Origin of the sequence: Mesorhizobium sp. NZP2234 (genome assembly GCF_013170765.1) — a bacterium.
Lineage (GTDB): Bacteria > Pseudomonadota > Alphaproteobacteria > Rhizobiales > Rhizobiaceae > Mesorhizobium > Mesorhizobium loti_D.
The window spans coordinates 3,654,240-3,667,724 of sequence record NZ_CP033364.1 but is presented as its reverse complement, the minus strand read 5'-3'; the positions used below and the strand labels follow the sequence as shown (position 1 = coordinate 3,667,724).

Below are 13,485 nucleotides of genomic sequence, written 5' to 3'. Positions count from 1 at the left end.
TCGACCACTGCCCCTCAGTCGCCGGAACCCCCAATGGTTCCTGACAACATAGTGTCAGGAGAAACGATTCCACTCAACGCGACAAAGTATACAAAATGTTGCGATTGCGCATTTTTGACCGCACATGTTACACATTGTAAACAGCCTTAGGGATTCATTTACGCCTGAGACGCCCCTTGGGTCGCTTCGGCGCAAATTTTTTCCTCAAGATTCGGAGGACCGGACGATGGACAAACGCGACCTGTCAGCAATCTTTCGGGAGCGCCTGAGGCTGCTCCTGACACGATCGGATCTCAACCAGTCCGCCTTCGCTTCAGCGGTCGGCATCGACCGGTCGGCACTGTCGCAGCTGATGTCGGGTGCCTCGACGCGCCTGCCGAGGGCCGAAACGCTGCTCAACATCGCCGCGGAATTCAAGATATCGCTCGACTGGCTGCTCGGCCTTAGCCAGGACGAAGGCGTCACCGGGGAAATCCGTGAAAGCCTCGAGATCGAGGAAGCGCCCGATGGTTTCGACCGCACGCTGCTCGCCAAATGGTTCGCCGAGGCCGCAGGCACCAAGATCCGCTACGTGCCGGCCGGCATCCCCGACCTGCTGCGGACCCGCGCCCTGGTCGACTACGAGGCCAACATCACCAACCGGAGCCGCCTGGCGCAGGCCAGCGAGACGCAGTACCGCATCGAATACAACCGGCGCCCGGAAACCGACATGGAAGTCTGCATGCCGCGCCACACGCTGGAGATTTTCGCCCGCGGCCTCGGCGTCTGGGACCGTTTTCCGGAGGCCGATCGCCAGCAGCAGCTCGCCCATATGGCGACGCTGCTTGACGATCTCTACCCGACCTTCCGGCTGTTTCTCTATGACGGCCGCATGCGCTATTCGATCCCGCTCACCATCTTCGGGCCCTATCGCGCCGCCATCTATGTGGGTGACATGTACGTCGTGCTGAACGCCACCCAGCCGGTTCAGGCACTGACCCAGCACTTCGACAACCTGATCCGGGCCGCCGACGTCAACCCGCACGAGGCAGCAAGCTTCGCGCGCAATCTGGCCAGCATGTCGTTCCCGTCAGGCTCTGTCTGATCCGGCGCAATCGTGGTCATTCGAGACTATCCGCATCTCAAAAAGGACAGCCCATGTCAGAGCCGCGCCGCATCGTCGTCCCTCCCCAGTCTGGCCGTTCCATCCGCGTCTGGCGCGGAGACCTCATCCGCATCATCGACCCTAGGGGACAACAGGTCGCCGATCTCTGGGCGTTCGCCACCGAGCCGGCGCTCGACTGGCTGAGCACGTCGCAGACCCGCGACATCACCGAGCGGCTTTTTCCCCGCATCGGCGACCATTTCTACAGCGCGGCCGCCAGGCCGATGCTGACACTGGTGGAGAACGCATCGCCCGGCCCGCATGACATGCTCTATCCGGCCTGCGACAGCGCGCTCTATGAGCGCGCCGGCTTTCCCAACCACCCGAACTGCCGGGACAATCTGATGCAGGCGCTGGCCGTCGAGGGCATATCGCTGCCCTTCGCACCCGACCCCGTCGACCTCTTCCAGAATTCCCTGCCGCAACCCGATGGCAGGCTGATCGTCGAGGCTTCGATCAATCCACCCGGCGGTAACGTGACGCTGCGCGCTGAACTGGACCTGCTGCTGGTGGTCACCGCCTGCTCGGTCGACTATTACCCGACCAATGGCGGGGTCTGCACCGAGATCGAGGTCGAGATCATAAGCGGATCGTAGACAGTCTTTCAATCTGGCCGGGTCATCGTGGCAAATCATTGACTGGACATAAAGACTTCTTTATATCCTTATTTGACTTCGAAATATGAAAGCCAATCCGATGACGACGACCAATCCGATCGATGCCTTGCTGGCTGAAAAGGGCGTGCTGCTGGCCGATGGCGCCACGGGCACCAATTTGTTCGCCATGGGTCTGGAGGCCGGCGAGGCGCCGGAACTGCTGAACGAGACCGCGCCCGACACCATCACCAGCCTGCACCAGAATTTCGTCGATGCCGGCGCCGACATCATCCTGACCAACTCCTTCGGCGGCACCCGTCATCGGTTGAAGCTCCACCATGCGCAGGACCGTGTCCATGCGCTGAACAAGCGCGCCGCCGAGATTGCGCGGGCGGTTGCCGACAAGGCCGGCCGCAAGGTCATCGTTGCCGGCTCCGTCGGCCCGACCGGTGAGTTGCTGGTGCCGCTCGGCGCCATGACCTATGACGAGGCGGTCGACGCCTTTGCCGAGCAGATCGAGGGTCTCAAGGAAGGCGGCGCCGAAGTGGCCTGGATCGAGACCATGTCGGCGCCCGACGAAATCCGCGCCGCCGCCGAGGCGGCAATTCGCGTCGGCCTGCCCTACACTTATACCGGCTCCTTCGACACGGCCGGCCGGACCATGATGGGCCTGTTGCCGAAAGACATCCACGGCGTCGCCGATGGCCTGTCGCAGGCCCCGCTCGGCGTTGGCGCCAATTGCGGTGTCGGCGCTTCCGATATCCTGGCCTCGCTGCTCGACATGACCGAGGCGAAGCCGCAGGCGACGGTGATCGTCAAGGGCAATTGCGGCATTCCCGAATTCCGCGGCACCGAGATCCATTATTCCGGCACGCCGGAATTGATGGCCGACTATGTGCGTCTCGCTGTCGATGCCGGCGCGAAAATCGTCGGCGGCTGCTGCGGCACCTCGTTCCAGCACCTTGCCGCCATGCGCAAGGCGCTCGACGCCCATACCAAGGCCAGCCGCCCGACGGTCGAGACGATCGTCGAGCGCATCGGTCCGATGCGCAACAAGGTGGCGACGGAAAACACCGCCGAGACAAGCGAAGCCCGCCGCGAACGCCGCCGCAGCCGGGCCTGAGGCAATATCCTTGGGTTAATCGCTATTGTCGGCGTAGCTCGACTGCGCCGACTTGAAATCGACCACATTGTCGCCGCGCATTGTCATCAGGGCACCGGATGAACCCGGGTCGGTGATCTGTTCCAGCATCAGGCGGAAGCGGTCGTTGGTCAGCGCCGACATTGCGGTGTCACGCGCCTGCGCGACATCGTCGCTGATGCGTCTGGTTTCGGCTGACGAGGCTGATGAAACCGGCGAAGCGTCTCGCGCCGGCGGGGGCGCGTTGGCGATAGTCCTGATCTGCAATTCCGGCTCCCTCAAGCCCTGTAAACAAGCCCGGTGTAACGAGAGGACATTGCGATCCGGTACCGGAAATACCGCGCAATTTAACGATCCGGCAGATAGCTATGAACCTGCGATGCCGCCGTCGTTGGGGCGGCTAAATCAACGGCGGAAAAAGCTTGCGCAAGAACCCATTGAACCAGGCGGCTTGCGCCGCATCGTGCAGGACCATGAGGCGATCCTGCTCCTCGCGCGTCTGTGCGCCCGGCTTGTCATAATTCGCTGTCGGGCGGTTCTGCACACGCTGAAATCCTATTGGCGTTACTTCCGCATGGAATTGCAGGCCGTACACCTTGTCGCCGATACGGAAAGCCTGATTGGGGAAAAGGTCGCTCGAGGCAAGATGCTGGGCCCCTTCCGGCAGTTCGAAGCCATGCCAGTGTGACTGCGTCACATGGATCGGCGCAGGCAGGAAATCCTCAGCTCCGGCCGAGGGATAAAGTGGGTAACACCCAAATTCGTGTACCCCGCTTGCCGGCGGACCGACCTGCGCGCCGTGAAGCCAGGCAATTTGCTGAGCGCCCTGGCAAATACCGAGCAACGGGATGCCGGCATTCATGCAGAAGTCGATAAACCGGTATTCGTCCAGCAAAAACGGATGCAGCGAGGTATCATATACATTGTACATTCCGCCATAAATCACGCCGCCTGCGACAGTATCATCCGCATCGAGCGCCTCTCCGGCAAAGGCGCGGCGCAAGACCGGTTCGTAGCCGTTCTTCTGGAGGTAGGCGAACATGCGGTCGTCTGCGGGCTCGTCGCTGTGCCGCACGAGAATAATACGCTTCTTCATGATCCTGCCTTTCCCCTCGCCAGCATGGGTGGCGCAAGGCAGCCACACAACAAAAAAAGGCCGGCAAGGGAAAAATCCCTCGCCGGCCTGCCTCACCCGCCCGTGGGCCGGTTTCCCGTATCAGAACGATCCCATCTGAAAGAAACCGGCCGTATCACCACTACCGGTTACCGCCCAGCGCCGAGGCAAGGCGCACGAGCGAGAGGAACTCAGACCTGTACCCAAACGGATCGGCTCCTCGGGCGGCAGTGGCAATCTCCATGATCCTGTCGTAACCGAACTTCGCGGTCGCATCCTCGTCGCGCAGCTTCTGGCCAAAGGCCGCGACCGCGACGGAAAAGCGCTGGTCGGTGCTCGCCTGGTCGAAGGACGCCACCTCGTTGGCCGATGTCACCGGCGTGGTGATCAGCTTCGAGACGTCCTCGGTGGGCAGCTTGTAGCGGATCTTGACGAAGGCATATTCATCCGCGTTGGCGACACCGCCATTGTTGACCGTGGCCTGGCCATAGCGCAGCGGGTCGATCTGCTCGCCGCCGCTGCCCTTTGGTGTGATCTCGTAGATCGCGGTGACCGAATGGCCGGAGCCGATGTCGCCGGCATCGACACGGTCATTGTTGAAATCCTCGCGGCTGAGCGCCCGGGTCTCGTAACCGATCAGCCGGTATTCGGAGACCTTGTTCGGATTGAACTCGACCTGGATCTTCACGTCCTTGGCGATCGGGAACAGCGTCGAGGAGGCATCCTCGACAAGCACCTTTTCGGCTTCGGCCAGCGTGTCGATATAGGCGGCGGTGCCGTTGCCGTTCTGGGCAATGGTCTGCATCATCTGGTCGTTCAGATTGTCATGCCCAAAGCCGAACACCGACAGGAAGACACCCGACTTGCGCTCCTGTTCGATCAGGCGCTTCAGATCATCATCGTCGCTCTGGCCGACATTGAAGTCGCCATCGGTGGCCAGCATCACCCGGTTGACGCCGTTCTTGATGAAGGATTGCTGGGCAAGCTTGTAGGCTTCCTTGATGCCGGCCTCACCGGCCGTCGAACCGCCGGGCGTCAGATTGTCGATGGCATTGAGAATCTTGTCCTTTTCGGCAGCCTTGGTCGGCATCAGCACCGTGCCGGCCTCTCCAGCATAGGTGACGATGGAGATGGTGTCGTCAGCCTTCAACTTGCTGACCAGCAGCCGGAATGCCGATTTGAGCAGCGGCAGCTTGTCCGGCTCGTCCATCGAACCCGAGACATCGATCAGGAACACCAGATTGGCCTTCGGCTGCTCGGTCGGCTTGATGTCGAAGCCCTTGATGGCGACATGCATCAGCTTGGTATGCTCGTTCCACGGCGTCGGCATCACGCTGACGGTCGAGTTGAAAGGCGTCGACGCCGAGTCCGGCCCCTTCCAGTCATAGGGGAAGTAGTTGATCATCTCCTCGACGCGCACTGTATCGGCCTGCGGCACGGACCCTTCCTTCAGCGAACGGCGCACGAAGGAATAGGAGGCGGTATCGACATCGATCGAGAAGGTCGAGACCGGGTCTGCGAGTGCCGCATGCACCGGATTGGTCTTGAAATCCTCGATGCGGTTGCGATTTTCCTCTTGTGGCGCAATCTGGTCCGTCGGTGCGGTGGGCAGCGGCGCCATCAGTTTGGATTCAGCAGCCGGCATGCGGGCGACCCGCGATGTGCTGGGCGCGCTTACAGTTCCGTCCAGTGCGAATTTACCCGTCGGCGCTGGCGGTGCCGGCTCGGCCACCGCCCCGCGCTCCGCGGCGGTCTGCTGGGCTGAGCCACCGGCCTGGGCGGATTCGGGTTTCGGCGGAGCGGTCGGCGCGACAAGCGCATCGGCGGCGTCGCGGCTCTCCACATCGGCATCGGCCTTCTTGTCCTTCGCCAGTTCGGTCGGAGCTTGCTTCGGCTCTGCCACGACTGGCTTCACGGTCGCCGGCTTGTCGGCCAGCGTCTCGGTGATCTTTTCGTCGCCGCCGAATTTGGGCGGCTGTTCCCTCAGCAGGTGGAAAGTGGCGTATCCGGCGATCGGCAGGGCGACGAGCCCGGCAAGGGCCGGCGTGGCGATGAGTTTCTTTTGCATGATCTCGCTCCAGAGCTTTTGTGCTCGCTCTGTGAGACGAAGACCGCCGACCGATCCTTGGGTGACGGCAGAAATATTTTCCTGATCATAGGCGTGCATGGCAGCCTCGAAGGCGCGCGCCTTCGCGCTCTCGCCCGGCACCGGTGCTGCGATATCGCGCAGTCTGTTAAGTTCGTTGTCGTCGACCATGGTCACACTTCCCCGGCCGAGCGCATCAGCGTCTTCAGCCGTTTCTTCGCTTCATGGATGTGCCAGGAAACCGTCGTCTCCGAGATCGCCATCGCCTCGGCGGCGGCCGCGTGGCTCAGGCCCTCGCCATAGACAAGCAGTACGGCATCGCGCTGCTTGTCCGGAAGCTGCCGCACCGCTGCCCACAGCGCCTCGGCCGGATCCTCGCTCTCGGCCAGGACCTCGCCCGAAATCAGCGCATGGACGCCATAGGCCTCGGTCTTGACCGTCTCGCGGGCGGTCTTGCGCATCATGTCGCGCGCCGCGTTCATCGTCATGGTGTAGAGCCATGTCGTGAAGGCGCCGCCACCGCGATAGTCGCGGATCGCCTTGCCAAGCCGGACACAGACTTCCTGGGCGATGTCTTCGGCATCCGCCTTCTTGCCGCACCAGCGATAGGCGGCGCGATAGACGAAGTCGTAGTGACGCTCCAGCAATTTGCCGAAGGCCCCTCTGTCCCCGCCCTTCGCCCGCCCGATCAGTTCGGCGTCGGAGGCTTCGCTCTCATCCAGCATCATCGCCATCATTTGCCTGTTGGACGAAGGCTAATGGCCGATCCTTGGGGTGATGCAAAGATTTTTTTCCGCCCGGCGCTTTGACACTCAAATCGCCTGCCGGGACGCCTTCACATCCGGCGCAAGAACAAGAAAGAGGGGCCCGCTGGCATCAAGCATGATGCTGGCAATTCCGTATCGACTTGGGTCTCTGCGCGCCATCGCATTGGCATCTACCGCCACGCTTCTTCTAACCAAGGTCAATCCCTGCTTTTGATCGGCGCAGGCGTGGCTATCGGACTTCATGCGATCGGCCTGGTTCAGGCGATCCGCTCGACGGCTCAGATCAGTGTTTCGGCAAACAGCGTGATCAGCCTTTGCCAATGCCGCTCGGCGCCGGCTTCGTTGTAGACGCTGTGATCCGGCACGCACCAGCCGTGCGCCATGCCGACATAGTTCTCGATCGTGTGGTCGACCTCCGCGTTCCGCAGTGCCTCCTCCAGCCGCGTCGACTGTTCGGGCGGAAAACTCCTGTCGACGCCGGCCATGCCGACATAGACACGCGCCTTGATGGACGCGGCCTTGCGGTGCGGGCTGTCGGCGGCGTCGCTGGCAAGATTGCCGCCATGGAAACTCGCGGCGGCCTTGATCCTTTCGGGATAGGACGCGGCGGCGTTCAGCGCCCGCGCACCACCCATGCAATAGCCGACTGTGCCGATCGGCCCGGTGACGTCTTCGCCGGCGAGCGCATCGAGAAAGGCCGCGCTGTCGCTGATCGTCATCTCCTGTGTCGTGCCGGTGACCAGCGCCATCAGCGCTGCCTTGGTTTTTTCCTCGACGAAGGCGGTCTTGGCATCGAACGGCCCGTAAGGCGCGTTGCGATGGAAGAGATCGGGCACCAGCACCGCATAGCCCTCGCCCGCCAGTCGCGCGGCCATGCCGTCGAGCGCGGCGCGCGGACCGAACGCATCCTGGTAGACAATGACGCCGGCCTTGGCTGGAGAGCTCTTGGCCGAGCGGAACAGGCCAGCCTTCGCCACACCGTCACGGGTCTTGATCTGAAGGTCCTGCTTCGTCATTGCCTGCTCCGTTGATCAGAGCAGCGATACATATCCGCGCAAACCGCCACGGCAAGGCGTTCCCTGATCTCCATGGTCAACATTTCGTGCAGGACCGCGTGACGCGTTGGCGGGTGCCCGAGGCCGCGACATGGAAGGCTTGGATCAGCCTTCCCCATCGATGCGCATGGTCCTGGCGCCGACATGCAGCGCCCGTCCGGCGCCGAACCCCATGATGGCGGCACCCAGCCCAAGCGCGACGAACAGGAAGGCGGATTCCGAGAAACTGCCGGTCCAGCCGCGGATCAGGCCGACCAACAGCGGGCCGGTTGCCGCAAGCACATAGCCGACGCCCTGCGCCATGCCCGAAAGATGCGCGGCGACATGCGAATCCGGCGAACGCAGAACGATCAGGGTCATGGCGGCAGCGATCAGGCCACCTTGCCCGATGCCTTGCAGGATCGCCCAGAAAAGCACGGTCGAAGTCGGCGCGAAGAGAATGCCGAGCAGCGCGACCACCGCCACGCCAACAAGCGCCACGTTGATGCCGCGCTGGTCCCTGAGCCGTACCGCGACGGAGGGCACGGCAAGGCAGGTGATGACCTGCGCCATGACGGACACCGAAGCGATGGCGCCGGCGGTGGCCGCGTCGAAGCCGCGCTCGCGCAGGATCGGCGCCAGCCAGCCGAAGATGCAGTAGGCAAGCGCCGACTGCAGCCCCATGAACAGCGTCACCTGCCAGGCCAGGCGATCGCGCCACAGGCCGACGACGCGAAAGCCGCGATGGCTGGCCTGCCGCCGGCTGCCCAGCGCCTGCGGGATCCAGATCAGCAGCACGACCAATGTCGGCGCTGCCCATGCGGCGAGCGCGCCCGACCATGAGCCCGTGACAAAATGCTCGATCGGCAAGGTGAGGCCGGCGGCAGCGGCTGAACCGGCGCACAGGGCCATCGTGTAGAGCCCGGTCATGACGGCGGCGCTGCCGGCAAAATCGCGCTTGACCAGACCCGGCAAAAGCACGTTGCCGATGGCGATGGCGCCGCCGGCAAGGAAGGTGGCGACAAACAGCAGCGGCACCGAACCGAACCAGCGCAGCCCGGTTCCCAGCGCCAGCAGCGCAAGCGCGCCAAGCAAGGTGCGTTCAGCCCCGTAGCGCTGGGCAAGCCGGGGAGCAAAGGGGGCGAAAAGGCCGAGACACAAGACCGGAAGCGTGGTCAGCAGGCTGGCGCCGGTCGTCGAAAGACTGGTCGCCTGCATCACCTCGGGCAGCAGCACCGACAGGCTGGAAAATAGCGGCCGCAGATTGAAGGCGATCAGCACAAGGCTTGCGCCAAGCACGATGCGCGCGGAGCGGCTACGCAGTTCGGGTGGCCGCGGCTTCGGCAAGCTATCGGCTTCGGCATCGATGAGGTCCAGCCCCTCGATGGCGTTGGATTGCGCCGTCGGAACGGGCTGACGAAACGTCTGGTTCATTGGGAAAGCAGTCTTTCAAGTTGGGCCAGAACCGGCGCCATGAAAGCGCGGACGGCGGAAACCGCACGGTCGGGGTCACCCGCGGCTATGGCGTCGACGATCGCCGCATGCGCCTGCTGGTCCGGCTCGGGCAGTTCGCCGTCGATGGTGGCGTGGATGGTTTCGGTGATGGCCGCGGTGAAGAAGTCGTAGAGCTCCATCATCGCCTTGTTGCCGGACGCCGCGACGACCGATTTGTGGAAGGCGAGATCGCGCCGGATGAAAGCGTTGCTCCCGCCATCGGCGACCGAGCCGCGCTCGGAAAGCAGCAGGCGCATCCGGTCGAGATCGGCGGGTGTGCGGCGCAAGGCGGCAAGCCGCGCCGCCTCCAGGTCCAGCGCTGCGCGCGCCTCCCATTGGTCGCGCAAGCCGGTTCGCTTGACGCGGTCGAGCGCGGCCGATGAATCGACGGTCGAGCGCACATAGGTGCCCGAGCCCTGGCGCGTATCCAGCAATCCTTGCGAGACCAGCACCCTCACCGCCTCACGCACAGTGCCGCGGCTGACCGACAGCAGATCACTGAGCGCCGCTTCATTGGGAATGCGTTCGCCCACGCCCCAGCGGCCGCCGACGATTTCGGCACGCAGGCTCCCGGCTGCGCTGTCGGCAAGATTCGTTCGGATGGCGGGTTGCATCGGCCTATTCATCAAGTCATCTGATGACTTGATGAATAGGCCTGCTTTTGTCCACCGTCAAGACACGCATCGGGAAATCCAAGCGCCACACGATGGCGTTGATCAGCTGGCGGCCCGTACGAAGCTCGCCATATGGAAGGCCTGAACCTCCGGCGGATAACGATAGGCGGTGCCATAGGGACAGGCATTGCGGTCGAGGCAGCCGCCGCTCCGGCACGGTTCGCCATTCCCGCCACGCACATGCGCAAGGCAGGTCTGGTAGGCAAACCCCTCCCTGGAATAGGCATCGACCGGACAGGATTTCAGGCAGGGTTTCTCGACACAGGCATCGCAAAGGTGGATTGCATCAGCCCGCTCCGAAAGCTCGATCTCGTCCTCGAACAGCAACGCGCCGCGATAGGCATGCCAGAGCCCGTATTGCGGATGCATGAGAATGCCGAGCGGCGACGGTTTTAATCCCTCCGCCCGCATCGCCCATTGCTGGAACGGCAGATAGGGCTTGTCCGAGGGCGAAACGGCACGGGCACCAAATTTTTCCGCGACCGTGCCGATCGTTTCGCGTGACCATGTGTCGAGCGGATTGGCGATTGCCTGGGGTTGTTGCTCTCGCCAGCGCAGGAAATGCCGCCAGGGTGCGGCACCCGCCTGCCCCACCAGCAGGATGGACCTTGCCGGTGCGCCCGATGCGCCATGAGGGGCATCGCTATCAGGAAAAGCAAAGCCGCCGCGCAGCATGAGGCCGTTGGCGTCAAGCGCGGACGTGATCCTTTCGATCATGCCGCGCATAGAATCATCCCTTCTTGTCCGGATCGGAGAAGGCGCTCCGCCAGACTTCCTTGTGGATGATGTTGGCGACTTTAGCCCCGCCTGACTCGGGCTCCTTTCAGGTGAAGGCGTCGGGCATCGACCCCTTCTTCCTGGCGATGAAGTCCTTCAGGGCTTCGTCGATGCTGGGATCGAGATGCGGCGCCTCGTAGCTCTCCAGCCAGCGGCGGGCGAGTTCGTTGGCGCGCTGCGGCGCGGTCTTTTCGCCTTCGGCCAGCCACTGCTCATAGGAATTGTTGTCGGCGATGTTGGAGCGGTAGAAGGCGGTCTGGAAATTGGCCTGGGTGTGGTCGCAGCCGAGATAATGGCTTCCCGGCCCGACCTGGCGGATGGCGTCCATCGCCTGGCCGTTCTCCGACAGGTCGACGCCTTCGGCGAATTTCTGCTGCATGCCGAGCTGGTCGACGTCCATCATGAATTTTTCGTAGCATGACGCCAGCCCGCCCTCGAGCCAGCCGGCCGAGTGAAGGACAAAGTTGGTGCCGGCAAGCATGGTCGAGTTCAGCGTGTTGGCGCTTTCATAGGCGGCCTGCGCATCCGGAACCTTGGACGCGCAGAGCGAACCGCCGGTACGGAACGGCAGGCCGAGCCGGCGTGCGAGCTGCGCCGCGCCGTAGGAGACCAGGGACGGTTCGGGCGTGCCGAAGGTCGGCGCACCCGACTGCATCGAGATCGACGAGGCGAAGGTGCCGAACAGCACCGGCGCGCCCGGCCGGATCAGCTGCGTGAACGATGCGCCGGCCAGCACCTCGGCCAGGACCTGCGTCAGCGTGCCGGCGACCGTCACCGGGCTCATCGCGCCGGCAAGGATGAACGGCGTGACGATGCAGGCCTGGTTGTGCCGCGAATAGACCTTCAGTGCGCCGAGCATCGTCTCGTCGAACACCATCGGCGAGTTGGCGTTGATCAGGCTGGTCAGCACCGTGTTGTTCTCGACGAAGTCGTCGCCGAAGACGAGCTTGGCCATCGCCACCGTGTCCTCGGCGCGCTCCGGCGCGGTCACCGACCCCATGAACGGCTTGTCCGAATATTTGATGTGCGCATAGACCATGTCGAGGTGGCGCTTGTTGACCGGCACGTCGACCGGTTCGCACACAGTGCCGCCGGAATGGTGGATAGACGGCGCCATATAGGCGAGTTTCACGAAATTCCGGAAATCCTCGATCGTCGCATAGCGCCTGACGCCATCGAGGTCGCGCACGAAGGGCGGGCCGTAGACCGGTGCGAACACCGTGGCGTTGCCGCCGATCTGCACCGAGCGTTCTGAATTGCGGGCATGCTGTGTATAGACGGAAGGCGCGGTCTTCAGCAGCGAACGGCAAAGCCCCTTGGGGAAATGCACGCGCTCGCCCTTGACGTCGGCGCCGGCCTCTTTCCAGAGCTGCAGCGCTTCGGCGTCGTCGCGGAAGATGATGCCGATTTCCTCGAGCACCGTGTCGGTGTTCTTCTCGATCAGCGCCAGCCCTTCCTCGTCGAGCACCTCATAGACGTTGATCTTGCGCTTGATGTAGGTGAGCTGGGTGCCCGGCCCGCCGCCGGAGCGCGCCGCGCGCCTGGCCGCCGCTCCGCCGCTGGCGCCGCGCCCACGCCGCGCGTTTGACGCTTCCTGGTCGACTGCCGCGTGTTCGCTCATGATCGCTCTTCCCTGAATATGGCCTGGCCTTACTATGGGCCGGTCCGTAACCGTTGCGGCCGCATGGCGCGGCTTTCGCCGGATCGTAGCCATGCACCCTATTCGAAACGGCCCGTCCGCGCCAACGCCTGTCGCAAAATCGACAAGAAAACCAATAGATTTTCCAGTCGCTTTCCTTTTGCGGGAAGTCGCAAATCAGCTATGGATACTCGCCCGTTGCGGGTTAGGTATGAACGCCAATATTTTGTGCCTTGCGACACAGTCGCGATGCCGTGAGGAGCTGGATTAAAATGTCCGACGACGAGATCATCCTTTCTGAACTTTCCGACGACGAGTTGGTGCAGCAGATGCACGACGACCTCTATGACGGGTTGAAGGAAGAGATCGAGGAAGGCACGCGCATTCTGCTGGAGCGCGGCTGGGTGCCTTACAAGGTGCTCACCGAGGCGCTTGTCGAAGGCATGCGCATCGTCGGCGAGGATTTCCGCGACGGCATCCTGTTCGTTCCCGAAGTGCTGCTCTCCGCCAACGCCATGAAGGCCGGCATGTTCATCCTGCGCCCGCTGCTGGCCGCCACCGGCGCGCCCAAGCAAGGCAAGATGGTGATCGGCACCGTCAAGGGCGACATCCACGACATCGGCAAGAACCTGGTGGGCATGATGATGGAGGGCGCCGGCTTCGACGTCATCGACCTCGGCATCAACAATGCGGTCGAGAAATATCTCGATGCGATCGAGCAGCATCAGCCCGACATCATCGGCATGTCGGCGCTTTTGACCACGACCATGCCCTACATGAAGGTCGTCATCGATACGATGAAGGAAAAGGGCATCCGCGACGACTATGTCGTGCTGGTTGGCGGCGCCCCGCTCAACGAGGAATTCGGCAAGGCCGTCGGCGCCGACGCCTATTGCCGCGATGCCGCGGTGGCGGTCGAGACCGCCAAGGACTTCATGAAGCGCAAGCATAACGTGCGCGCTTCCGCCTGATCCAAGGCATCAGGATGGACAGACAGAAAGAGCCGCGCCTTGCAGCGC

Annotated in this window: 14 protein-coding genes; 4 read left to right on the top strand and 10 right to left on the bottom strand. The window is 63.2% G+C overall.

The genetic code is table 11. The features are described 5' to 3' along the window. Positions 1–226: 226 nt before the first annotated feature. The 3 genes from EB230_RS18125 to bmt all read left to right on the top strand — a co-directional run bounded on the left by EB230_RS18125 (position 227) and on the right by bmt (position 2,863). Entirely contained in the window at positions 227–1,084 is an 858-nt protein-coding gene (locus EB230_RS18125) for a helix-turn-helix transcriptional regulator (RefSeq protein ID WP_056572549.1), read from the top strand. Between the two features lie 53 nt (positions 1,085–1,137). Beyond that, the gene (locus EB230_RS18120) at positions 1,138–1,740 is read left to right on the top strand and encodes an urea carboxylase-associated family protein (protein ID WP_056572551.1); all 603 of its coding nucleotides are present in this window, start codon (positions 1,138–1,140) and stop codon (positions 1,738–1,740) included. 100 nt (positions 1,741–1,840) lie between these two features. Next, the gene (bmt, locus tag EB230_RS18115) at positions 1,841–2,863 is read left to right on the top strand and encodes a betaine--homocysteine S-methyltransferase (RefSeq protein WP_056573454.1); all 1,023 of its coding nucleotides are present in this window, start codon (positions 1,841–1,843) and stop codon (positions 2,861–2,863) included. A gap of 15 nt (positions 2,864–2,878) precedes the next feature. Here the strand turns inward: bmt and EB230_RS18110 are convergent, their stop codons facing one another. The 10 genes from EB230_RS18110 to EB230_RS18065 all read right to left on the bottom strand — a co-directional run bounded on the left by EB230_RS18110 (position 2,879) and on the right by EB230_RS18065 (position 12,448). After that, a complete protein-coding gene (locus EB230_RS18110) occupies positions 2,879–3,148 on the bottom strand; it encodes a hypothetical protein (RefSeq protein ID WP_056573457.1) in 270 nt (89 codons plus the stop codon). A gap of 133 nt (positions 3,149–3,281) precedes the next feature. Next, positions 3,282–3,977: a glutamine amidotransferase gene (locus EB230_RS18105; protein WP_056572553.1), complete on the bottom strand. Its 696-nt coding sequence runs from the start codon at positions 3,975–3,977 to the stop codon at positions 3,282–3,284. A gap of 160 nt (positions 3,978–4,137) precedes the next feature. Next, complete coding sequence (locus EB230_RS18100) at positions 4,138–6,252, bottom strand: VWA domain-containing protein (RefSeq protein WP_056572556.1); 2,115 nt, start codon at positions 6,250–6,252, stop codon at positions 4,138–4,140. A 2-nt stretch (positions 6,253–6,254) separates the two neighbouring features. Continuing rightward, entirely contained in the window at positions 6,255–6,815 is a 561-nt protein-coding gene (locus EB230_RS18095) for an RNA polymerase sigma factor (RefSeq protein WP_056573459.1), read from the bottom strand. Between the two features lie 78 nt (positions 6,816–6,893). Continuing rightward, complete coding sequence (locus EB230_RS18090) at positions 6,894–7,091, bottom strand: hypothetical protein (RefSeq protein WP_056572558.1); 198 nt, start codon at positions 7,089–7,091, stop codon at positions 6,894–6,896. A 35-nt stretch (positions 7,092–7,126) separates the two neighbouring features. Continuing rightward, positions 7,127–7,864 carry a dienelactone hydrolase family protein gene (locus tag EB230_RS18085; protein WP_056572560.1) on the bottom strand — a complete coding sequence of 246 codons (738 nt, stop codon included), beginning with the start codon at positions 7,862–7,864 and terminating at the stop codon, positions 7,127–7,129. A gap of 144 nt (positions 7,865–8,008) precedes the next feature. Next, positions 8,009–9,316 (bottom strand): MFS transporter, encoded by a 1,308-nt coding sequence (locus tag EB230_RS18080; protein WP_081295099.1) that lies wholly within the window; start codon positions 9,314–9,316, stop codon positions 8,009–8,011. Then, positions 9,313–9,990 carry a FadR/GntR family transcriptional regulator gene (locus EB230_RS18075; protein ID WP_056572562.1) on the bottom strand — a complete coding sequence of 226 codons (678 nt, stop codon included), beginning with the start codon at positions 9,988–9,990 and terminating at the stop codon, positions 9,313–9,315. The genes EB230_RS18080 and EB230_RS18075 overlap by 4 nt, the downstream gene beginning before the upstream one ends. 102 nt (positions 9,991–10,092) lie before the next feature. Then, on the bottom strand, positions 10,093–10,776 hold the full coding sequence (locus EB230_RS18070; protein ID WP_056572563.1) for a hypothetical protein: 684 nt from the start codon (positions 10,774–10,776) through the stop codon (positions 10,093–10,095). A gap of 97 nt (positions 10,777–10,873) precedes the next feature. Further along, positions 10,874–12,448 carry a trimethylamine methyltransferase family protein gene (locus EB230_RS18065; RefSeq protein WP_056572565.1) on the bottom strand — a complete coding sequence of 525 codons (1,575 nt, stop codon included), beginning with the start codon at positions 12,446–12,448 and terminating at the stop codon, positions 10,874–10,876. 290 nt (positions 12,449–12,738) lie between these two features. On the opposite strand from EB230_RS18065, the gene EB230_RS18060 reads away from it, so the two are divergent. Next, the gene (locus tag EB230_RS18060; RefSeq protein WP_027046950.1) at positions 12,739–13,437 is read left to right on the top strand and encodes a B12-binding domain-containing protein; all 699 of its coding nucleotides are present in this window, start codon (positions 12,739–12,741) and stop codon (positions 13,435–13,437) included. The last annotated feature ends 48 nt before the right edge of the window (positions 13,438–13,485 follow it).

What these genes read in the sequence shown, in the direction of transcription:
- EB230_RS18070 (WP_056572563.1), bottom strand. Translation starts at nt 10,776, where the DNA reads ATGCGCGGCATGATCGAAAGGATCACGTCCGCGCTTGACGCCAACGGC.
- EB230_RS18120 (WP_056572551.1), top strand. Translation starts at nt 1,138, where the DNA reads ATGTCAGAGCCGCGCCGCATCGTCGTCCCTCCCCAGTCTGGCCGTTCC.
- EB230_RS18095 (WP_056573459.1), bottom strand. Translation starts at nt 6,815, where the DNA reads ATGGCGATGATGCTGGATGAGAGCGAAGCCTCCGACGCCGAACTGATC.
- EB230_RS18100 (WP_056572556.1), bottom strand. Translation starts at nt 6,252, where the DNA reads ATGGTCGACGACAACGAACTTAACAGACTGCGCGATATCGCAGCACCG.
- EB230_RS18085 (WP_056572560.1), bottom strand. Translation starts at nt 7,864, where the DNA reads ATGACGAAGCAGGACCTTCAGATCAAGACCCGTGACGGTGTGGCGAAG.
- EB230_RS18060 (WP_027046950.1), top strand. Translation starts at nt 12,739, where the DNA reads ATGTCCGACGACGAGATCATCCTTTCTGAACTTTCCGACGACGAGTTG.
- EB230_RS18105 (WP_056572553.1), bottom strand. Translation starts at nt 3,977, where the DNA reads ATGAAGAAGCGTATTATTCTCGTGCGGCACAGCGACGAGCCCGCAGAC.
- EB230_RS18080 (WP_081295099.1), bottom strand. Translation starts at nt 9,316, where the DNA reads ATGAACCAGACGTTTCGTCAGCCCGTTCCGACGGCGCAATCCAACGCC.
- EB230_RS18090 (WP_056572558.1), bottom strand. Translation starts at nt 7,091, where the DNA reads ATGAAGTCCGATAGCCACGCCTGCGCCGATCAAAAGCAGGGATTGACC.
- bmt (WP_056573454.1), top strand. Translation starts at nt 1,841, where the DNA reads ATGACGACGACCAATCCGATCGATGCCTTGCTGGCTGAAAAGGGCGTG.
- EB230_RS18065 (WP_056572565.1), bottom strand. Translation starts at nt 12,448, where the DNA reads ATGAGCGAACACGCGGCAGTCGACCAGGAAGCGTCAAACGCGCGGCGT.
- EB230_RS18125 (WP_056572549.1), top strand. Translation starts at nt 227, where the DNA reads ATGGACAAACGCGACCTGTCAGCAATCTTTCGGGAGCGCCTGAGGCTG.
- EB230_RS18075 (WP_056572562.1), bottom strand. Translation starts at nt 9,990, where the DNA reads ATGCAACCCGCCATCCGAACGAATCTTGCCGACAGCGCAGCCGGGAGC.